Origin of the sequence: Flavobacterium sp. HSC-32F16 (genome assembly GCF_024171645.1) — a bacterium.
In the GTDB taxonomy this organism is placed as follows: domain Bacteria; phylum Bacteroidota; class Bacteroidia; order Flavobacteriales; family Flavobacteriaceae; genus Flavobacterium.
Map to the genome: position 1 here is coordinate 225,071 of NZ_JALKAC010000004.1, position 21,820 is coordinate 246,890.

The following is a 21,820-nucleotide window of genomic DNA, read 5'->3' on the forward strand; positions in this document are numbered from 1 at the left end:
AAAGCCTCTTTTTTCATTAAAAACACTATTAATAACCAAACAAAAATTACCAGATTATGAGTTTAATACCCGAAGAATTTGAAATTAAATCGCTTATAAACCAAGATACTTACCTTGTAAATGGAGAGTTAAAACAATGGACAGGGCAGACTACACCTGTATTTTCGACTATTTCTTCTACAGAAAAATATACGCCTACATTATTAGGATCTATTCCGTTCATGGCCGATGCAGAAGCAGCAGAAGTTGTTGAAGCAGCAAATGCGGCTTATGATAAAGGACAAGGTTTATGGCCAACCATGAAAGTGGCTGACCGTATTAAATGCATGGAGAATTTCGTTACCCAAATGAAAGAAACCCGCGAAGAAGTAGTTAAACTTTTGATGTGGGAGATTGGAAAAAACCTTGGTGATTCGCAAAAAGAGTTTGACAGAACCGTTGAATATATTTATGATACCATTGCCAGTTATAAAGAATTAAACGGACGCAGTTCGCATTTTGAAAAAGTACAGGGTGTAAATGCCATGATTCGCCGCGGACCTCTTGGAGTTGTTTTGTGTCTTGGACCTTACAATTATCCTTTAAATGAAACTTTTTCATTATTGATTCCGGCCTTGATTATGGGGAATACCGTGATTTTTAAACCTGCTAAACATGGTGTTTTATGTATTTCACCATTATTAGAAGCTTTTAGAAGCAGTTTTCCAAAAGGGGTAATCAATATTGTTTACGGAAGAGGACGTGAAGTAGCTTCGCCAATTATGAAATCTGGTAAAATTGATGTTTTGGCATTAATTGGAAACAGTAAATCGGCGATTGCTTTACAGGATCAGCATCCAAATAAAAACAGACTTCGTTTAATTTTAGGTCTTGAAGCTAAAAATCCGGCAATTATTCTTCCGGATGCCGATTTAGATTTGGCTATTCAGGAATGTATCACGGGAACTTTGTCTTTTAACGGACAGCGTTGTACGGCTTTAAAAGTATTATACGTTCACGAATCAATTAGAGAAGAATTTAACAAAAGATTCTCTGAAAAAGTAGATGCTTTACAATTTGGAAATCCGTGGGAAAAAGGTGTGTCTTTAACGCCGCTTCCAGAAACTGAAAAACCAAATTATATTCAGGGATTAATTGACGATGCAACAAGCAAAGGCGCAGAAATCCTGAACGAAAAAGGTGGAAAACATTCAGAAAATTATATTTTTCCAGCCGTTTTATATCCGGTAAACAGCAAAATGCGTGTGTATCACGAAGAACAATTTGGTCCTGTCGTTCCAATTATTTCTTTCAAAGATATTCAGGAACCTTTAGAAGATATGGCCGAATCTAATTATGGACAGCAGGTAAGTTTGTTTGGAAAAGATATTAAGACTTTGGCACCGCTTATTGATGCTTTGGTAAACTTAGTGTGCCGTGTAAACTTAAACAGTTCTTGCCAGAGAGGTCCGGATGCTTTCCCATTTACAGGTCGTAAAGATTCTGCGGTAGGAACATTAAGTATTCCAGATGCTTTGCGCTCTTTCTCAATTCGTACGTTTGTCGCTTCAAAAGATATCGCTTATAATAATGAAATTCTGCAGGAATTGCTAAACAGCAAAGAATCGAATTTTATAAACACCGATTATATTTTGTAGTATCAAAGTTATATATTAATTGTAGATGCCGTCTTTTTCTTTATAGAATGAGGCGGTTTTTATTTTTTAGATTCTAAGCTGCTAAGATTTCGAGATATTAAGCTTTTGATTTTTATAACTTGAAATGATTAATTTTATAAAAGATGTAACTTTATTTTAAAAACTTGGTCTTATATAAAAAAGCATTAAAAATAAAACCAAAAACCAGCTTATGAAAAAAAGACTATTTCAATTTGCATTCTTAGCTTTTTTGTTTTTGGCACAAACAGGCTTTGCACAAGAGCTTTACATGCCTAGAAATATTAAAGAAGCTTACACCAAAGGGACTCGTTCTAAAGACGGAAAACCCGGAAAAAACTATTGGCAGAATCATGGTAAATATACTATGGATATTACGGTTGATGCCAAAACCAAAATCGTTTCTGGAACTGAAACTATTGTGTACGAAAACAATAGCAATACGCCATTGCAAAATTTAGCGATTCGATTTGTAAATAATCTGCATAAACCCTCTTCGCCAAGAAGTGGTAATGTAAGTGATGATTTTTTGAGCAGCGGTTTAACAATTACCGCTCTAAAAGTTGATAACGAAGTTTATAAAGAAGATGCAAGAAGCTGGGGAACAGTGGGGAATGTGAAATTAAAAAAAGCAATTGAACCTCATTCTAAAGTCACAATAAATATTGACTGGAATTATCCTTTATCAAAAGAGAGCGGGAGAGAAGGACAAATCGACGAAACAACTTTTTTTGTAGCCTACAGTTATCCAAGAGTTTCTGTTTTTGATGATTATAATGGCTGGGACAGATTACCGCATACAGATCGTCAGGAATTTTATAATGACTTTAATGACTATACATATTCTGTAAAAGCACCTAAAAATTATGTTGTTTATGCAACTGGAGATTTCTTAAATCCAGATGAAGTTTTACAGCCAGAGTTTGCCGCGCGCCTAAAAAAGTCATATTTAACCGATGAAATTCTGCATATTGCAAACGAGAAGGAAATGAAAAGCGGTATTGTAACCAACCAAAACGAATGGAATGTCTGGAAATTTGAAGCCAATAATATTCCAGATGTCTGCTTTGGTTTAAGCGATCATTATTTATGGGATGCGAGCAGCGTTTTGGTCGACAAAAAAACAAATCGCCGTGCCAGCGTTCAGGCAGCGTATGATATTAAAGGAACTGATTTTGTAAATTCGGTTAAAAATAATCAGTTTGCTTTAGATTGGTTTTCAAATAACTGGCCGGGAATTCCATATCCGTATTCTAAAATGACAGCTTTTCAGGGTTTTGCCGATATGGAATACCCAATGATGTGTAACGACTCACAAATGGATGATCCAAAATTTGCTCAATTGGTTCAGGATCACGAAGTCGCACATACTTATTTTCCGTTTTTCATGGGAATCAACGAAACCCGTTATGCTTACATGGATGAAGGCTGGGCAACCACTTTTGAATATTTAATTGGGATTGCAGAACACGGAAAAGAAGCAGCGGATAAATTTTATAAAGAATTTAGAGTTGAACATTATATCAACGATTTATCAACAGAAGAAGATCAGCCGATTATCTCCATGTCAACGCAAGTTTCTGGACCGGGTTATGGAAATAACTCTTACGGAAAAGCTTCTTTATCTTATTTAGCTTTAAAAGATATGCTGGGAGACGATTTATTTAAAAAATCGCTTCATCATTATATGGATACCTGGAACGGGAAACATCCAATTCCTTGGGATTATTTTAATTCGATGAATACAGGTTCAGGAAAAAACCTGAACTGGTTTTTTAATAATTGGTTTTTCACCAATAACTATATTGATATTTCTGTAAAAACAGTTTCAAAAAACATTGTTTCTGTAGAAAACAAAGGAGGTTTTGCCATTCCGTTTGATGTAAATATTGTTTATACTGATAATTCAACAGAAACAATACATAAAACGCCGGCGGTTTGGGAAAAAAATCAAAAAACAGCCTCGATAGTAATTAACAGTAAAAAACAAATTAAAAATGTTACGGTTGATGGCGGAATTTTTCTAGACGCAACACCAAAGAACAATACTTGGCCAGCTAATTAAAAAATAACAACAGCCGTCTTTTTCTAGTTTTAAGACGGCTGTTTTTATACTACAGAATGTTCTATTATTCAAAATAAACCAATTGATTATGAAAATAAGGTTACCGAATATTTTAAGGAAAAAACAAATAGTATTATTTGTTTTTTTTGTGTTTGCCAATTTCGGATTTGCTCAAAATAATTCAAAAATTGAAATAGGAACAATCGACAGCATTTCTTCAAGGATTTTAAATGAAAATCGTAAAATCTGGGTGCATCTTCCTGGAAGTGCTCAAAATACGGGTTTTGCCAAACAAAAATATCCTGTAGTGTATGTATTAGACGGCGATGCTCATTTTAGCTCAGTTGTTGGAATAATTGAGCAGTTGAGTGAAATAAACGGAAACACGAATTGTCCGGAAATGATTGTTATAGGTATTACTAATACAAATAGAACCCGTGATTTAACGCCGACACATTCAGATGTTGATCCACCATTTGTCCCTGAAAACTTAAGCGAGCAATCTGGCGGAGGCGAAAAATTTACCAATTTTTTAGAAAAAGAATTGATACCTTATATTGAGGGTAAATACCCAACGGCGCCGTACAAAACCTTAATAGGACATTCTTTTGGAGGATTAACGGTTATGAATATTTTAACCAATCATACTTTTCTGTTCAATTCCTATATTGCCATTGATCCAAGTATGTGGTGGAATCACGATCAATTTTTAAAGGAAACAACTAAAAAATTAACCAATAAAAATCTAGCAGGAATTTCTTTGTTTCTAGGAGCTGCAAATACCATGGATGATTCTATGGATCTTATAAAAGTGAAAAAAGATACAACTCTTTTTACAAGACATATACGATCTATTCTAAGCTTAAATGATTTTTTAAAACAAAATAAAAAAAGCAATCTAAACTACGAATACAAATATTATAATGAAGATGATCATGGATCTGTTCCTTTAATTGCGACATACGATGGACTGCGTTTTATATTTAAATTCAATAAACTGATACTTTCAATACCAGAAAAAATGAATTTTGATAAAGCTGTTTTATCTAAAATGGAAAAACATTACGATGAGGTTTCAAAGCACTTAGGATATAAAGTAAGCATGCCTGAAAGTACAGTAAACGCTTATGGATATCAGGCTCTTGGAAAAAAAGATATGGAATTAGCAGGTTATTTATTCAAGATGAATGCGGCTAATTATCCGCAAAGTCCAAATGTACACGATTCGCTTGGTGATTTTTACGAAGCCAGCGGAGATAAGAAAAATGCCATTGCCGGCTACGAAAAGGCTTTGCTGCTGGATAAAAATTTTGCCGAAGCAACAGCTAAACTAGAAAAGCTTAGAAAGTAATTGAACTAATACATATAAAATGTCGGGAGAAAAAGATTTGAAGATATTGCTTAAAAGCATGAGACCGGAACACAAATCTGGAGATTATGTTTTTTGTAAAGTCGAAAAATTAGAAAATCTGAATTTAGATGAAATTGATATGATTTTTCGAGAAGAAGAAGCTGTAACACTGATCCTGAAAAAGGAAATTGCCGATAGACTCAATTTAGAATATTCTGTTGTAATGTGCTGGATTACACTTTCTGTACATTCTTCATTAGAAGCCGTTGGATTGACGGCAGCTTTTTCTAAAGCACTTTCGGATCATGAAATAAGCTGCAATGTTGTGGCAGCATTTTATCATGATCATATTTTTGTAAATAAGAAAGATATGACAAAGGCAATGGGAATTTTAAATTCATTTTCAAACTAACCTCATCTGGAACAATCCTGTTTTCCTGACATCACAATAAAAAGCCAAATCTTTTTTTTTAAGATTTGGCTTTTTTTGATACTTTATTACGGGAAAGCGTATTTGTAAGAAAAATTTATTCACTACGTTTGCAAAAAATAAAAAAACACCCTTAAACCAATGAAAAATTATTTAATTCTTATTATTTTGTTGTTTTCAATGAAAATTGCTGCACAAAATGATGCTAAAGCCAAATTTCAGAAAAATAAATATGAATTGGCTGTTTCTTATTACAAAAAATCAGATTTTATTAATGCCTTAGACCAATTTTCAATTGCATCTAAAATTAAACCGGAAAATGAAATAGGGCAGGAATCAATTAAAAAGGTTGATACTTTGAAAGAAATTTTAAGAAAGGAAATTTTAGAAAAAGTAAACGGAACATGGTTGATGACTGGAGATAAGCCAAGCTGGACAGTAAATGCTAATGACAGTTTTAAGAATAAATTAGTTGATGAATTAGTAGAAATTGGCAACAATAAAATTTTGTTTTATGAGATAGATCGTAAAACAAAAGCTAAAAAACTTATGAAAACCGAAGATTTGGTTTATTATAATATGGATAAAACAGATGCTTTATATTCGGCATTTATTTTATCAGATGGTACAATTTGGAATTGTACTGTTGATGAAAAATCTAAAGTTTTGCATGTAGTTAATATTGCAAAAAAAGGAGAAAATGGAGTTGAAAAAATTACAGAAAATAACGAGGAAGTATATTATAAAAAAGCGATTTAAACTTCACTTCTATCAAAATTTTGAAAAAGGAATCTAATTTTAGATTCCTTTTTTGTTTTTGAAAATCATTGTAAAGTATTTTTTAGCCATAAATTTGTATTTCAATCAATAGACTTTAAAATGGAAATTAAAGAAATTCAAGCATCAGAAACCTGGCACATCAGACATGAAGTGATGTGGCCCAATCAGTCTTTTGAATTTGTACAGCTGGAAGAAGATAATTTAGGATTTCACTTTGGAGTTTTTGAAAATAATAAATTGGTTTCTATAGTTTCCTGCTTTATTGAAGACAGAGAAATGCAGTTTCGAAAATTAGCCACTTTAGAAGAGTTTCAAGGAAAAGGAATAGCTTCTCATCTTTTAAAATATATTCTGCAATTTGCGAAAGATAAAGATTTAGAAAGAGTCTGGTGCAACGCCCGAAACAATAAAAAAACGTTTTATGAGAAATTCGGAATGAAAGATACTTTTAGAACGTTTACTAAAGCAGGTCAGGAGTTTACAATAATGGAAATTTTTATTTGAGAATAAAATTATGTAAACACTTGTTTTTTAAATGTATATGTTTTTAGGCTGTCGCAGAAAATAAATATTTTAATAAAAATGTTGAATATTAAATCAATGAAAACGTTTTCGTTTTATATAACTGTTAAACCTTGTTAAAAATTCTTTTTTTGTTTTAATACTTTTACTACTTTCGCACCCAAATGAGAAAGATAATAGTATTTCTAGTATTCATGAATTTGCTTCTGCTGGGCGGAGGTCAATATCTTAATGCGAATACTTTTTCTCATAATCATCATCTTGCACAAAAGCATAGAGTTAAATTCACAAATCAGGATCGTGGAACTTCAATTATTGAAGATGCCGATATTGATTTAGAAGAAGATCTTCTTGGAAATGATGATGCTGATTTGCTTACGAATAAGTATTTTGCTGCTTCGTATAGTTTGGTAGACACTTTGTATCTGGCACTTTCAGATCAGTCTGCTGCGAATGATTCCAATCGTTTAAAAATTTCTACGCCTTTCTTAGGGCATTCAAATCCTATTTATATTACTCAACGAGTATTAAGAATTTGATTTTAAAGTATACATCGGTTACCTTGTCGTGATCTGCATATCTCGTTGATGTATATTTATTTTTTTACTTCTTCTTATATGAAAGTTAAGTTCTGACTAAGGCTGGCTGATGCATTTAATCATCCAAAAAGGAATCTTTATTCCAAAGCATTCAATCGCTTAATTTCCAAACTAAATCATGAAAAGAATTATCTTGTTCACAGGCTTTATGGCCTTAGTGTGCTTAACTAGCTGTACATCTAAAAAAGAAGAGAAAGAAGAAGCAGAAAAATTCACGGTTACTAATCCGGTTAGAATTGATACTTCATTTACAAAAGAATACGTTTCGCAGATTAAATCTGTTCGAAATATCGAAATCCGCGCCCAGGAAAAAGGGTTTTTACAAAATATTTATGTTGACGAAGGACAGTTTGTAAAAAAAGGACAGCTGCTGTTTAAAATTATGCCCAATATGTATGAGGCTGAATTACTTAAAGCACAGTCTGAACAAAAATCAGTGGAAATTGAATTACAAAATTCAAAATTACTGGCAGATAAAAATATCGTTTCTAAAAACGAATTAAGTGTAGCTCAGGCAAAATTGCAATCTGCAAAAGCTGAGGTTGCGCTGGCAAAACTTCATTTATCATTTACAGAAATCAGAGCTCCGTTTGACGGAACAATCGACAGAATTCCTTTAAAATTAGGAAGTTTAATCGATGAAGGCGAATTGTTGACAAGCCTTTCAGACAACAGTCAGATGTTTGCTTACTTCAACGTTTCTGAACCAGAATATCTTCAGTACGAAACCAACATCAAAGACCGTGCTGATAACAAAGTAAATTTAGTTTTAGCTAACGGTGATACTTTCAAGGACAAAGGAAATGTTGAAGTTATAGAAAGCGAATTTAACAATGAAACTGGAAATATTGCTTTTAGAGCAAGGTTCCCAAACTCAGGGAAATTGCTTAGAAATGGCGAAACGGGACAAGTTCAGATGAACGTTCCATTGAAAAACGCTATTGTAATTCCGCAGAAAGCTACTTACGAAATTCAGGATAAAAAATATGTTTTTGTTATTGATAAAAATGATAAAGTAAGCTCAAGAGAAATAACGATTACAGGTGAAATTCCTGATTTATACGTGATCAAAAGCGGACTTAATGAAAATGACAAAATCTTACTTGAAGGTGTTCAGAAAGTAAAAGAAAACGACAAAATTAAATACGAATTTGAATCTCCTAAAAAGGTAATAAATAACCTGCGCTTGAAAGCAGAGTAAAATTAGTGTTCAGTCGCAGTTTTAAGTATTCAGTTTTATTTTGAAATTCTAGAATTGTACTGATTTATTGATTTCCTTTTGATTTAATCATTAAAAAAATATAAAAATGTTTAATAAATTTATTCAAAGACCTGTATTGTCGATAGTAATATCGCTGATAATTGTCTTTTTAGGAGTATTGTCGGTATTAAATTTACCTATTACGCAATTCCCTACAATTTCGCCTCCAATGGTGAATGTTACCGCAGATTATCCTGGATCTAATGGTGAATTGATGGTTAAGGCGGTTGTTATTCCTTTAGAAAGAGCTTTAAATGGAGTTCCGGGAATGAAATATATGGCTTCTGATGCCGGAAATGATGGTGAAGCTACTATAAAAGTAGTGTTTAACTTAGGAACAGATCCAAATCAGGCTGCTATTAACGTTCAGAACCGTGTGGCTTCAGTTACCAATAAATTACCTCCTTTGGTAATTCGTGAAGGTATTAAAATTACACGTGAAGTGCCGAGTATGTTGATGTACGTGAACCTTTACAGTACAGACAAAAATACCGACATGAAGTTCTTGTATAACTATGCCGATATCAACGTACTTTCTGAATTGAAAAGGGTAAACGGTATTGGTTCTGGAGATATCTTAGGAACACGTGAATATGCTATGCGTATTTGGTTAAAACCTGATCGTATGCTGGCTTATAAAATTTCTGCTGATGAAATAATGGAAGCATTATCTAGTCAGAGTTTGGAAGCTTCTCCGGGTAAAACGGGAGAAAGTTCTGGTAAACGTTCACAGGCATTTGAATACGTTTTGAAATATTCAGGACGTTTTACAACGAAAGAACAATATGAGAATATTGTAGTAAAAGCAAATCCAAACGGTGAACTTTTGAGATTGAAAGATGTTGCTAAAGTTGAATTTGGAAGTTCGATGTACGATATCTATTCGAATTTGAATGGAAGACCATCTGCCGCTATTGTATTAAAACAATCTTTTGGAAGTAATGCCAATCAGGTTATTGAAGAAGTAAAAGCTAAACTGGAAAAAATCAAACAAAGATTTCCAAAAGGAATGGATTACGAAATTTCATATGACGTTTCTAAATTCCTTGATGCTTCTATCGAAAAAGTAATTCACACGCTTGTTGAAGCCTTTATTCTGGTAGGTTTGGTAGTTTTCCTTTTCTTAGGAGACTGGCGTTCTACGGTTATTCCGGCAATTGCGGTACCGGTTTCGTTAGTAGGAACCTTTGTGTTCATGACCTTCTTCGATATTTCGTTGAACTTAATTACGTTATTTGCTTTGGTTTTGGCAATTGGGGTCGTCGTCGATGATGCGATTGTGGTTATCGAAGCCGTTCACGCCAAAATGGAAGAAGAACATCTCTCTCCATTTAAAGCGACTAAAAAAGCAATGCATGAGATTGCAGGAGCAATTATCGCAATTACTTTCTTGATGGCGGCGGTATTTATTCCGGTTGCTTTTATGTCAGGTCCTGTTGGGGTATTTTACAGACAATTTTCTGTAACTATGGCTACTGCGATTATCCTTTCGGGTATTGTGGCTTTAACATTAACACCGGCACTTTGTGCGATGATGTTAAAAAACAATCATAATCAGCCTAAAAAGAAAACTCCAGCAAATAGATTTATTGATGCTTTCAACGAAAAATTCAATTTAGCACAAGGTAAATATCAAAACCTATTAGCTAAAATTGTTAGCAGAAGAGTCGTTACTATCGTAGCGCTTTTAGGTTTCTGTGCCGGAACATGGTTAATAAGCAGTACTGTTCCTTCAGGATTTATTCCGAATGAAGACCAGGGGATGTTTTATGCTGTAATCCAGACACCTCCGGGGTCATCTTTAGAGAGAACTAATAACATTGCAGAAAGAGTTCAAAAAATTGCAGAAGATATCGACGGAGTAAAATCAGTTTCATCATTAGCAGGTTATGAAATTCTGTCTGAGGGTACAGGAGCTAACTCAGGAACTTGTTTGGTTAACTTGAAAGACTGGAGTGACAGAAAAGAATCTGTAGTTGAGATCATGCATGACATGGAGGAAAAATGTAAAGATATTACGGGAGCAAATATCGAGTTTTTCCAACCGCCTGCTGTACCGGGATATGGTGCTGCCGGAGGATTTGAGCTTCGTTTATTAGATAAAACAGGTTCTGTTGATTATAAAAGAATGGAACAGGTAAACAACGATTTTGTCGCTGAATTGAATAAACAGCCGGAATTATCAAACGTATTTAGTTTTTACAGCTCAAGTTTTCCTCAATATATGATGAAAGTCGACAATGATTTGGCACAGCAAAAAGGGGTTTCTATCGAAAATGCGATGAATACTTTGTCAACTCTTGTAGGAAGTAACTATGAGATCAGTTTTATTAAATTCGGAATTAACTATAAAGTAATTGTTCAGGCTTCACCAGAATATCGTGCACAGCCGGATGATATTTTAAAATTGTATGTAAAAAATGATCGTGATGAAATGGTGCCTTTTTCTGCTTTTATGAAATTAGAAAAAGTGTACGGACTTTCAGAAATTACACGTCACAATATGTATACCTCAACACAAATCAGTGGTTCTCCAGCCGCGGGTTATAGTTCTGGCACAGCGATTAAAGTAATTCAGAGAATAGCGGCTGAAAAATTACCAAGAGGATATGACATTGACTGGGCAGGTATTTCTGCCGATGAGGTAGCACAGGGTAACCAGGCTATTTGGGTTTTCTTAATTTGTTTAGGATTCGTTTACTTAGTATTAGCGGCTCAATATGAGAGTTTTATTCTGCCATTGTCAGTAATTCTTTCGTTGCCGGCAGGTATTTTTGGAGCATTCCTTTTGTTAAAACTAACAGGATTAGAGAATAACATTTATGCTCAGGTTGCCATGGTAATGCTGATTGGTTTATTGGGTAAAAATGCCGTATTAATTGTAGAGTTTGCGATACAAAGGCACGCAGCTGGTAAGTCAGTTTTAGATGCTGCAATGGAAGGAGCAAAAGCAAGGTTCCGTCCAATTTTGATGACTTCGTTTGCCTTTATTGCAGGTTTATTGCCGCTTACTTTTGCAACGGGTCCGGGTAAAATTGGTAACAGAACAATTGGTACTGCGGCTGCCGGAGGTATGCTTATAGGAACCATTTGCGGTGTATTTGTAATTCCGGGCTTGTATTTCATTTTTGCCAAAATTGCGGAGAAACACAAGCTGGTAAAACATGAAGAAGAAAATCCATTAACAGAAGAAATTGATAACAATCATGTATAAAGTTAAAACATATCAATACAGTATTGCATTGGGCTTATGTCTTGCCGTGGCAGGATGTAAAGCTCCTGCACCTGAGGCAGCAATAACTACAAACACACCAGTTCCTGAGTCATTTGGAACAACAGCTGTAACTCAGGATGCAAATAATAATACCGCTGCTTTAGCCTGGAAAGATTACTTTAAAGATCAGAATCTAGTAGATTTAATAGATGCTGCCCTTAAAAATAATCAAGAACTAAATATTACTTTACAGGAAATCGAAATCGCAAAGAACGATATTCGTGTAAAGAAAGGACTTTTATTGCCTACAGCTGGTTTACGAGCTGGAGCTGGAGTAGAAAAAGTGGGTAGATATACGAGCCAAGGTGCTGGTGATGCTTCTACAGAAATTAAGCCTGGGAAAGAAATGCCGGACCCGCTGGGAGATTTTACGATTTCGGCGTATGCAAACTGGGAAGTAGATATTTGGAAAAAACTGCGTAATTCTAAAAAAGCGGCCTTAAACAGATATTTAGCTACGGTTGAAGGAAAAAACTTTGTTATTACAAACCTCATCGCCGAAGTTGCTGATTCTTATTATGAATTATTGGCTTTGGATAATCAGTTGGATATTGTAAAACAAACCATCAAATTGCAGACCAATGCTTTAGAAATTGTAAAAGTCCAAAAACAGGCAGCAAGAGCAACTGAATTGGGAGTTAAGAAATTTGAAGCTGAGGTTTTAACTTCACAAAGTATGGAGTTTGATATTTTACAGCAGATAAAAGAAACTGAAAACAAAATTAACTTTTTGCTCGGAAGATATCCTCAGGAAATTAAAAGAACAAACAATACTAATTTTTTAAGTTTACTGCCGGCTGTTGTAACTTCTGGAATTCCGTCTCAATTGTTAGCGAACCGTCCGGATGTTAAACAAGCTGAATTAGAATTGGTTGCTTCAAAATTAGATGTGAAAATTGCTCGTGCTGAGTTTTATCCTTCTTTGGATATTACTGCGGCAATAGGAGTAAATGCTTTTAAACCTTCTTATTTGTTTACAATGCCAGAATCGCTTTTATATTCATTAGCGGGAGATTTAGTTGCACCTTTGATTAACAGAAATGCGATTAAGGCAGAATTTGCAAGTGCCAATGCAAGACAGCTTCAGGCTTTGTATAATTATGATCGTACGGTTTTGAATGCTTATTTAGAAGTTTCAAATCAATTGTCTAAAATTGAGAACCTTCAAAAAGGATATGACCTTAAGTCAAAACAAGTTGATGCGCTGAATACTTCTATTGATGTTTCGAATGATTTATTTAAATCTGCCAGAGTCGATTATTTCGAAGTTTTAATGACACAAAGAGATGCATTAGAAGCCAAACTGGAATTAATAGATACTAAAAAAGAACAATTAAATGCTGCAGTCCATGTTTACAGAGACTTGGGCGGCGGATGGAAATAATTTTGCCTGTTAATTTGTAGAGAAAAAGCCTTTCGGAAGTAAAGTTCTGAAAGGCTTTTTTATTTACTGATAAAAAGAATAATCAAAAATTTGGAAACAAATCATTCATCCTTTTTCGCACCATTTATTAATTCTATAATCTTTAAAGCGACGTCGCTTGACGATTGAAAATTTTGCCCGGTGACGATTCTTCCATCTGTTTCTATATGAGATACATTACGAGCAGAAAACTTAAAAATTCCTCCTCTCTCTTCAATTGTTTTTTGAATTAAGAATGGAAAGTACTTAAAATACTCCCCATCTTGTTTTTCAAATGAATCCGGATAGCCGCTAATTTTTTTCCCTGCTACTAAATACTTTCCATCATTTGTTTTTAAGTTTACAATTCCAGCAGTTCCATGACAAACAGAAGAGATAATACCCTTATTTTCTTCATATACTTTTAAAGTAATAGTTTGAATTTCTTTATTTTCGGGCACATCAAACATAGCAGATCCACCACCAATGTAATGAACTGCTTTATAATTTTTTGTGTCAATTTCGTTGGGCTTTTTAGTGTTTTTTATAGCATACATAAAATCAGGATCAAACAAATACTGCTTTTGTAAAGTATTGGATGTATTGATATAGGCTAACGGAATGCTCCCTCCTTCCGGACTGACAAAATCGACGGTATATCCCGCTGTTTTAAAAGTATCGTAAGCATTGATTATTTCAGAGAAACTATTGCCAGTAACGATAGTTGATTTACCGTAATGATCGGCATTAGAAACAATAAATAGAATGCGCTGTCCTGATTTATTAGTATTTAAACTGCTTGCCGATTTACTGATTATTTTCCATTCACCTTGAAGTTTTTTAAGTAAAAAGAGGTCAATAAATTCCAGTTTTTTTTCAGGAATTAATATTTCGGCTTTTGCTGAGGCTATATTGTTATACACATCAATTGAAATAATTCTGCCCATTCGCCCATTAAACTGACCGGGATTATCTTTTTTAAACCATTTGGTATATTCGGAGGCTGGTACAACCCAGAGTTCTTTGTCTTTATTACTTAAAAAGAGATTGGCTTCTGGATAAAATGCCTTTTCAATATTTTCAGGTTTATTGTAAGAAGTACCATTGATGTAATTTTCAATACATTTTTTAACTAATGCCTCTTCTGTTTGTGCCAATAAACAAGCCGGCAAAAATAACAGAGCGATAAAACAGATAATTTTTTTCATAAACTTTTTTAAAAATTAATTTTTATCAAAGCTATGATTAGGAGAATTTTAAGGAGTACGGATTTATAAATTTAGTACTACTGATTTATAAATTGAGACAAAAAAAGTGATGTAATTAAATAATTGTCACGCCTGTATTTTTATACGCTTTTAAAGTTTCCTCTTCCGGCGAAACATTGGTTACCAAAACATTAATGTCTTTTATCGGACAGACAAAATAGGATTCGGCGGTTTCTACTTTTTCGATTGAACTTAATGCGATCACAAAATTAGAATTCTGAACCATATTTTTTTTAAGCTGCGAATCATCATATAATATTCCGGTAACGCCGCGTTCGTGATGAATACTGCAGATTCCTAAAATGCAGACATCGGCTCTAAAGTTTCTAAAGAAATCTACTGTTTCTATGCTCGAAGTAGTAAAGGAAGTTTTACACATTTTACCGCCTGCAAAAATCAAATCGATATTTGGTAAATCTTCAATCAATGTAGCAACCGGGAAACTATTAGTAATTACCGTTAGTTTTAAATCATAAGGAAAACTTGCAACTAAAGCCAAAGAAGTCGTTCCGCCGTCAATAAAAACAACTTGTCCGTCTTTTAGATATGAAATTGCTTTTTGAGCAATAATTTTTTTGTTTTCTATATCGTGTTTTTCTCTTTTTCTATAATGAAGCGGAATAGGAGAAGGAGCGACCGCACCGCCGCGAACTGCTTTTAAAAGTCCCTGATCTGAAAGTTCTTTCAAATCACGTCGGATAGTATCTTCGGAAACGTTTAGATATTCGCTTAATTCTATGGAGGTTACGCGATGTTCTTTAGATAAATATTCTAAAATTGTTTTTTGACGTTCTTCCTTTTTCATTTTTATTGCGGTTTTATATTGCAAAAATAAGTTAAAAATTGCAATAATTTGCAATTTTTGCATAATTTTACCGCAAAATAGAATTACAATGAAGAAGAAAACAATTGCAATTGATATGGATGGTGTTCTGGCTGATGTAGAATCACAGATAATAAATCATTACAATAAAGCATACGGAACCCATTTGACCAAAGAAAGTATTCAGGGATTAAGTGAAGACGAAGCTTTTAAAGAAAGAGAGTTATTACATGGAATTTTAAATAAAGATAATTTTTTCAGAACATTGCCCGTAATGCCTGATGCTGTCGAAAGTGTACGTGAATTACAAAAGAATTTTGAAATTTTTATAGTTTCTGCTGCGACAGAATTTCCAATTTCACTTGCCGAAAAAGTAGCTTGGCTCGCAGAGCATTTTCCTTTTATAAAATGGGAAAATATTGTTCTATGCGGCAGTAAAAGAATTATCAATACCGATTACCTGATTGACGATCATTGCAAAAATCTAGATTACTGCATGGGTAAACCTATTATGTTTACGGCATTTCATAATATAAACCAAACGCATCATTTAAGAGTAAATAACTGGAAAGAAGCGGTTGCGGTTTTAAACGAAACATTATAAACTGAAAGGGTTATAATAGTTGTTTTTTGAAGATAAAGCCTTTTGGAGTAATCTGAAAGGCTTTTTAATTTGCTAGGTATTAAGTTTTTCTTTGATTTTAATATGAGTTTGTTCTGGTAAAGATATTTTTACTTTAAAACCTTTATCAGGCTCTGTATCGATAATAAATGTGCCATTAGCAGAGAGAATCCGATTTGCCATGTTTTGAAGACCATTTTGCACAATCATACTTTTTTCGCAGCCTTTTCCATTGTCCATATAATTTATTGAAATTGACTTTTGATCACTTTCAAATTTTATTACAACAATTTTTGCTTCGCTGTGCTTTTTCATGTTCACCATTAGTTCCTGTAAAATTCGGCTTATAGTGATCTTTTTAATATCGTCAATGTTTTCCCAATTTATGTGTTCTAAATTGGTTACCATAATATTTCTCTCTCGCGTATTATAGGCAGAGAGCATTTCTTTTATGCTGTGTGTAAAATTTGCACCAGTATCAATACTATTATTTTCTCTCGAAATTCCTCTTACACGGCTGTAAATGTCATCTAATTTTTGCAAGAGATTCTCTTTGGTATTTTCTGAAGCTAATGGCTGAGATTCGGCAAAAGCAATCACCTGAAAAACATCGTTTGCCAATTCATCGTGAATTTTTTTTGCAATTCGGGTTTCCGTGTTGTACGAAGTTTTAAACTCTATGGCTTTGTTCTTGTTTTTATAATAGCGTATTAAAATTGCGATCAATATCATTAAAAAAACAAATATAATTGCAAATACAATACGCAGATAGCTTGCTCTTTGTAAAGACAATTGATTCTCTGCTTTTTCTAAACGAAGTTTTTCATTTTCATCTTTTTCTTTTTTAGAATCATATTTAATTTTAGCAGATTTATTTTTAAAGTTGTTCCTAACTTTTATGATGCTGTCGTTTAATGTAAAATACTTTTGCACATATGCCGAAGTATGAGGGCTATTGTCATTTGAAATTAATATTTGAAGTGCTTCTAACCTTTCGTCTATACTATTGTGTTTTGTGGCTGCATTGTAAGCCAAAAGAGCATTTTTATCTGATTGTTGAAGATCTTTTTTAGAGTAATAGTCAGCAAAGTGCAAATAACTTTCAATACTTCTGTAAGTATCCTTAGTTTCAATTCTGATTTGGAGTCCTTCAGTCATTAAGTTAAATCCTTTCTCATCCATTCCTTTCTTAAAATAGGCATATCCCAAATTATCAAGAAGTACAGATTTGCTAATTGATTCAGTTCTTTCCTTTGAATTTTTATTAGAAAAAGATTTTAAAAGAGATTCTAAGAGTAAGATTGCTTTATCGTATTTTTTTTGTTGAATATAAACAACAGCCATATTCTGCAAAGGAACAAGTTTTTCGAGAGGTGTTGTATACTCATTTGCTGCTTGTTTATAATAAAATATGGCATCATCATAGAGAGAAAGCTCTTTATCTGCAATCCCCAAGGTATTATTTACGCTAGCCGTGTAAACTCCCTTTTTTTTGATATACAATAATGCTTCGGTTGCAGTCTCTTTGCTGCCGTAATAATCGCCATTAATTTGATGAATATTTGCAATTTGAATAAGTATATAAGAGATATTGGCACTATCTTTTAGATTTTCAAAGAGTGCCTTTGACTTGTTGAACTGGTAAAAAGCGGTATTAAATTTTTCTTTGTCAATATTTTTAATAGCTTCATCTCGTAACGCAAAAGCCTCTTTTTGTATAGATGCGGTTTTAGGATTAACGGTCTTTTTTTCTTCACATGAAGAAAGAAAAAGAGCTATAATAAAATAAAAAAACGGGGACCGTAACATATAAATTTACTTTCCCCGAAAATAGTAATTAATTAGATACTAAAAATATATATTTAAGAACCTGGCGGCGGTGGCGGTGGCGGTAATCCTGGAACATCGCCAGGACCATCATTACCAATCGCTTGTATCTTATCAGTAGTTTTTTCTACTTTTTTTGCCGGCTGTGTCTCATACTCATCAGGAGTACAAGAAAATATAGTGAACAATAACGCAAAAGCGATAAATAGTATTAGTTTTTTCATTTTGATTTAATTTAGAAATTAGACATAGGTATTGCTGTCCGGAGTTATCCAGAGTCTATTTGTGACAATACCAAATTGATTTTGGGAAGTAAGGAGTGTAGAACAGTAAGACGTTATTAATACTTCCCGAATAAACTCGGTCTTACGGTTTTTTACACTCTTAATTAGAACTAGCTTTTGCTATTGTTTTAGTCTGCAGACAAAACTTGAACTAATTTCTTGGTGCAAAGTAAAGGCGCTTTAAGCCTTAACTGGCAAGGGATTCCCAGAATTCCCGCGTTTCCCTGAGATTCCCGTGAATTCCCAGAAAAAAGTGTGCAAAGTCTAGTTTGAATTATTAAATGTTATTAATCTGAAAGAAGTCTATATTATATATAGATGCAATAAGCTGCTCAAAAGTTGGAATGAACTATTAAAAAAGAGATAAATATTTTGGGGTTGAAGCGAAAAATGAAATCGCGGGTAAGAATTTAATTGTAGAAGTAGAAAAAAATGGCATATAAAAAATGGTTTTGGTGGAAATGAAAATGAGGAGTCGAAAGAAAATCCTGAAAAGGAAATCTTTTTCTAAAACTTACGGCTTTATTTTCTAAAAATATAATCTAGAAAATTAATCCAAGAAAGAGGATTATGGTTGTAGAGGGAGCAGTCGCCCGGATATTTTCTGTGAGTTTACACTTGGTGCAGAAAAAAGGCTGGACAGCATAATTTCGAAATGAAATGAAGAGACATTTTGAAAAATAAAATGCTTGAAGAGATAAAAAGAATAATTTTGTAAGAGGTAATTTAGAGAATAAAATAGTTTGTTTTTTATCATATTTGAACTGTTATTTATACTATAAAGATAAGCAAAATATAACTATAAAACAACTAAATACCAATGAAATAACAGGTTTTTTTGCTCTAAATACTGTAATTTTTTTTGAGAATTTCTTCGCTTTTAATTACTAATTTAAGAGACAATAAAACTTGTTATTTCTTTTTAAAAATGAAATTTTATCAAAAAGTAAAATTCTAAGATAAAAAATCTTTAAACCACAATCCTGAGTTTTTAATGGTTCTTTTTTGAGTTTCGAAATCGACATGAATTAATCCGAAGCGGGCATTGTAACCTTCGGCCCATTCGAAGTTATCAGTTAAACTCCATACAAAATAACCTTCAACGTTTAAACCGTTTTTTTTGGCCTTTAAAATTTGTTCTAAATGATCCTGAATATAATGTGTTCGTTTGATATCGAATACCTTTCCGTTTGTTACTGTATCCGGAAAAGCAGCACCGTTTTCAGTAATAATAATTTTTTTGATTCCTTTGTATTTATTGAATTTCTCCAGAACGTGATACAAGGCAGGCGGATAAACTTCCCAGCCCATTTCGGTCGAAATTACATTTCTTTTCCCGGCACTTACCAATTCAGCACCAATGTATGGAGTTAAAATAGAAGATTTTACAATTTCCCGTGTATAACATTGCAATCCGATGAAATCAAAATCAAAATCGAGATTGTCTAAATCATCTCCAAGAATGTAATTATTCAGTTTTTTAAGAACCGGAAGGTCTTTCTGCGGATATCCCAATCCTAAAATTGGCTCGATAAAAGTTCTGTTCAGTAAAGTATCTACACGTTTTGCGGCTTCAATATCTTTAGCACTTTCTGTTGCCGGTTCAATATGCGTACACGAAAAAGTAGTGCCGATGTTCGCTTCAGGAATTTTGTTTCGTAATATCTTAGCGCCGGAGGCCGTTGCCAAAGTTACATGATGCATGGCTTTTAGATAGTTAGAAATTCCTTTTTTTCCAGGTGCATGAATACCTAAAAAATATCCGGCTCCGGTAAAAACAGAAGGCTCATTAATAACCATCCAGTTTTTGACACGATCCCCAAAATACTGCGCACAAACTTCTACATATTCTGAAAACCAGGAAACCGATTCACGGTTTGTCCAGCCTCCTTTTACTTCGAGAGCGTGCGGTAAATCCCAGTGATAAAGCGTAACCCAGGGTTCAATTCCAGAGGCGAGCAGCGAATCAATGATTTTATTGTAATAATCAATTCCGGCTTGATTTACAGGATGAACTCCCGTAGGCATAATTCTGGGCCAGCTGATAGAAAATCTGAAATTCGGAATATTTAATTCCCGAATTAAATCAATATCATTTTGGTAAGAATTATAGAAATCGCAGGCAGTTAAGGCATGATGACCATTTTTTATTTTTCCTTTTTGAGAAGTAAAAACATCCCAAATAGAAGAACCTTTTCCGTCTGAATCATGTGCACCTTCAATTTGGAAAGCGGCGGTAGAAACACCCCACAAGAAATCTTCACCAAATTGGTTTTTGTTCAAAAATGAGTTTTCAATTTTATTCATTCAATATGTACTTTCCTTTATTTTTAAATGGTTTGTTAGTGCAGGAAAGAAGATTGCATAGCTCTTAAAAAAAGCCATTCTTTGAATGATACCAGGAATTTTAGGTTAAAGAATTTCATAACGATTAGTTTTATATCAAATTAATAAAACTAATGTGAATTTATTGTAAAGTGATTATTATCAAATGATTAAATAAAAAAAATGGGAAGATTTAATCTTCCCATCCGCATAATGTTAAACCAAGGCCCTGAGCTTGTTTGAGCGATGTTTTTACTGTTTCGCTGCGACAGCTCGATAAACCGCGGCAGGTTTCTTTTAAATGATATTTTTTTGCACCGGTAGATCCGCAGATAAATACACTGCTTTGCGGCGGTGTAAATGAAGTGGCAAAAACAAAAAGTAAGAGTAAAGTATATTTCATGAGATCTTTTTATTTGACAATTAAATTGTATTCGTTTCCTTTTTTATCAATAGCTTTTAATTTTCCGTATGAAATCCATTCGGTATTAATTTCAATTTCAGCAACAGTGTCTCCGGTTAAAATTCCGGCACCGTGTTTTCCCTGCACGTTGATATTCCCACAAACTGAATCGCCTTTGCTGTTTATTCCTTTTACATCATAATTGTATTCATAATTCCCTGGATTTCCGGTTCGGTACTCGTATTGATAGATTTTATTTACATGATACGTTTTGGCTTCTTCCGGCGTAATAGTTTTTCGGTCGTCTGCTGTAATTGTAATCGCAGGTTTATAAAAAGAATTTATTTGTTGGGGAGGAGATGAAGCCTTTTCGCAGGAATAAAATATCAATAGTAAAAGTAAGATGAGGTAGTTTTTTTGCATAGGCTTTGTGGTATTTGGTTAGGGTTAGAATCTTGTTTTTACTGTTTTAATGCTTCATCAATTTTGCTGGATAAAAAGATGTTTCCCAGAATCCCAAAGCCAATAGTTTTAGTTTTTCCTTCGATGGTAACAGTTGTTGTAGAAAAAAGGATATAATTTGATGAAGAAACTAAATTATCTACCATCATATTTATCATTGATTTTGCTAGTACATTTCCCATTAAGCTTCCGGCTGCGGAAAATTCATCATTCTGTGTCGTGTTTTCTTTATTCATTTCTTTTTCGAGAAATGCATTCATTTTCAATTTTACTTCTTCTTTGTGTTTTTCAGTTCCCGGATTTGTTAATGCTGTAATTAATAAGAATAAACAAACTACAATAATTACATAGTGTTTCGTTTTCATAGGGATTTGTTTATGGATTAGTATTTTTGTTTTTTGTAATTCGATAAATCTAATTAGAATTAAGTTCTTTAAAATGAGTACTTATACGGGATTTTGAGGTTT

General features: G+C 33.5%; 19 protein-coding genes. 11 read left to right on the forward strand and 8 right to left on the reverse strand.

What is annotated here, in order from left to right:
• The first annotated feature begins 56 nt into the window (after positions 1-56).
• From L1276_RS14355 to L1276_RS14400, 10 genes are all read left to right on the forward strand, one after another.
• Positions 57-1,637 carry an NADP-dependent glyceraldehyde-3-phosphate dehydrogenase gene (locus tag L1276_RS14355; RefSeq protein WP_253788905.1) on the forward strand — a complete coding sequence of 527 codons (1,581 nt, stop codon included), beginning with the start codon at positions 57-59 and terminating at the stop codon, positions 1,635-1,637.
• A 211-nt stretch (positions 1,638-1,848) separates the two neighbouring features.
• Positions 1,849-3,720, forward strand: a complete 1,872-nt coding sequence (locus L1276_RS14360) for a M1 family metallopeptidase (protein ID WP_253788907.1) — start codon at positions 1,849-1,851, stop codon at positions 3,718-3,720.
• Positions 3,721-3,808: 88 nt separating this feature from the next.
• Positions 3,809-5,071 carry an alpha/beta hydrolase-fold protein gene (locus L1276_RS14365; RefSeq protein ID WP_253788909.1) on the forward strand — a complete coding sequence of 421 codons (1,263 nt, stop codon included), beginning with the start codon at positions 3,809-3,811 and terminating at the stop codon, positions 5,069-5,071.
• Positions 5,072-5,090: 19 nt separating this feature from the next.
• Positions 5,091-5,483: an ACT domain-containing protein gene (locus tag L1276_RS14370; protein WP_253788911.1), complete on the forward strand. Its 393-nt coding sequence runs from the start codon at positions 5,091-5,093 to the stop codon at positions 5,481-5,483.
• 159 nt (positions 5,484-5,642) lie between these two features.
• Positions 5,643-6,260 carry a hypothetical protein gene (locus tag L1276_RS14375; RefSeq protein ID WP_253788913.1) on the forward strand — a complete coding sequence of 206 codons (618 nt, stop codon included), beginning with the start codon at positions 5,643-5,645 and terminating at the stop codon, positions 6,258-6,260.
• A 120-nt stretch (positions 6,261-6,380) separates the two neighbouring features.
• Entirely contained in the window at positions 6,381-6,785 is a 405-nt protein-coding gene (locus L1276_RS14380; protein WP_253788914.1) for a GNAT family N-acetyltransferase, read from the forward strand.
• Positions 6,786-6,967: 182 nt separating this feature from the next.
• A complete protein-coding gene (locus L1276_RS14385) occupies positions 6,968-7,342 on the forward strand; it encodes a hypothetical protein (protein WP_253788916.1) in 375 nt (124 codons plus the stop codon).
• Between the two features lie 178 nt (positions 7,343-7,520).
• On the forward strand, positions 7,521-8,603 hold the full coding sequence (locus L1276_RS14390; protein ID WP_253788918.1) for an efflux RND transporter periplasmic adaptor subunit: 1,083 nt from the start codon (positions 7,521-7,523) through the stop codon (positions 8,601-8,603).
• A 106-nt stretch (positions 8,604-8,709) separates the two neighbouring features.
• Positions 8,710-11,877 (forward strand): efflux RND transporter permease subunit, encoded by a 3,168-nt coding sequence (locus tag L1276_RS14395; RefSeq protein WP_253788920.1) that lies wholly within the window; start codon positions 8,710-8,712, stop codon positions 11,875-11,877.
• Entirely contained in the window at positions 11,870-13,321 is a 1,452-nt protein-coding gene (locus L1276_RS14400; protein WP_253788922.1) for a TolC family protein, read from the forward strand. Before L1276_RS14395 ends, L1276_RS14400 begins: the two co-directional genes overlap by 8 nt.
• Positions 13,322-13,422: 101 nt before the next feature.
• On the opposite strand, the gene L1276_RS14405 is transcribed toward L1276_RS14400, so the two are convergent.
• Both L1276_RS14405 and L1276_RS14410 read right to left on the reverse strand, forming a co-directional pair.
• Positions 13,423-14,547, reverse strand: a complete 1,125-nt coding sequence (locus tag L1276_RS14405; RefSeq protein WP_253788923.1) for a nuclear transport factor 2 family protein — start codon at positions 14,545-14,547, stop codon at positions 13,423-13,425.
• A 115-nt stretch (positions 14,548-14,662) separates the two neighbouring features.
• Complete coding sequence (locus tag L1276_RS14410; RefSeq protein ID WP_253788925.1) at positions 14,663-15,412, reverse strand: DeoR/GlpR family DNA-binding transcription regulator; 750 nt, start codon at positions 15,410-15,412, stop codon at positions 14,663-14,665.
• An 88-nt stretch (positions 15,413-15,500) separates the two neighbouring features.
• Between L1276_RS14410 and L1276_RS14415 the strand changes: the two genes are divergently transcribed.
• The gene (locus tag L1276_RS14415) at positions 15,501-16,034 is read left to right on the forward strand and encodes a 5'(3')-deoxyribonucleotidase (RefSeq protein ID WP_253788927.1); all 534 of its coding nucleotides are present in this window, start codon (positions 15,501-15,503) and stop codon (positions 16,032-16,034) included.
• 72 nt (positions 16,035-16,106) lie between these two features.
• Here the strand turns inward: L1276_RS14415 and L1276_RS14420 are convergent, their stop codons facing one another.
• The 6 genes from L1276_RS14420 to L1276_RS14445 all read right to left on the reverse strand — a co-directional run bounded on the left by L1276_RS14420 (position 16,107) and on the right by L1276_RS14445 (position 21,718).
• Entirely contained in the window at positions 16,107-17,861 is a 1,755-nt protein-coding gene (locus L1276_RS14420) for an ATP-binding protein (protein ID WP_253788929.1), read from the reverse strand.
• 53 nt (positions 17,862-17,914) lie between these two features.
• Complete coding sequence (locus L1276_RS14425; protein ID WP_253788931.1) at positions 17,915-18,103, reverse strand: hypothetical protein; 189 nt, start codon at positions 18,101-18,103, stop codon at positions 17,915-17,917.
• 1,014 nt (positions 18,104-19,117) lie between these two features.
• Positions 19,118-20,470, reverse strand: a complete 1,353-nt coding sequence (locus L1276_RS14430; RefSeq protein ID WP_253788933.1) for a GH1 family beta-glucosidase — start codon at positions 20,468-20,470, stop codon at positions 19,118-19,120.
• Positions 20,471-20,681: 211 nt separating this feature from the next.
• The gene (locus L1276_RS14435) at positions 20,682-20,891 is read right to left on the reverse strand and encodes a hypothetical protein (RefSeq protein WP_253788935.1); all 210 of its coding nucleotides are present in this window, start codon (positions 20,889-20,891) and stop codon (positions 20,682-20,684) included.
• Between the two features lie 9 nt (positions 20,892-20,900).
• Entirely contained in the window at positions 20,901-21,314 is a 414-nt protein-coding gene (locus tag L1276_RS14440) for a hypothetical protein (RefSeq protein ID WP_253788937.1), read from the reverse strand.
• A 38-nt stretch (positions 21,315-21,352) separates the two neighbouring features.
• Positions 21,353-21,718 carry a DUF4359 domain-containing protein gene (locus L1276_RS14445; protein ID WP_253788938.1) on the reverse strand — a complete coding sequence of 122 codons (366 nt, stop codon included), beginning with the start codon at positions 21,716-21,718 and terminating at the stop codon, positions 21,353-21,355.
• Positions 21,719-21,820 lie beyond the last annotated feature (102 nt).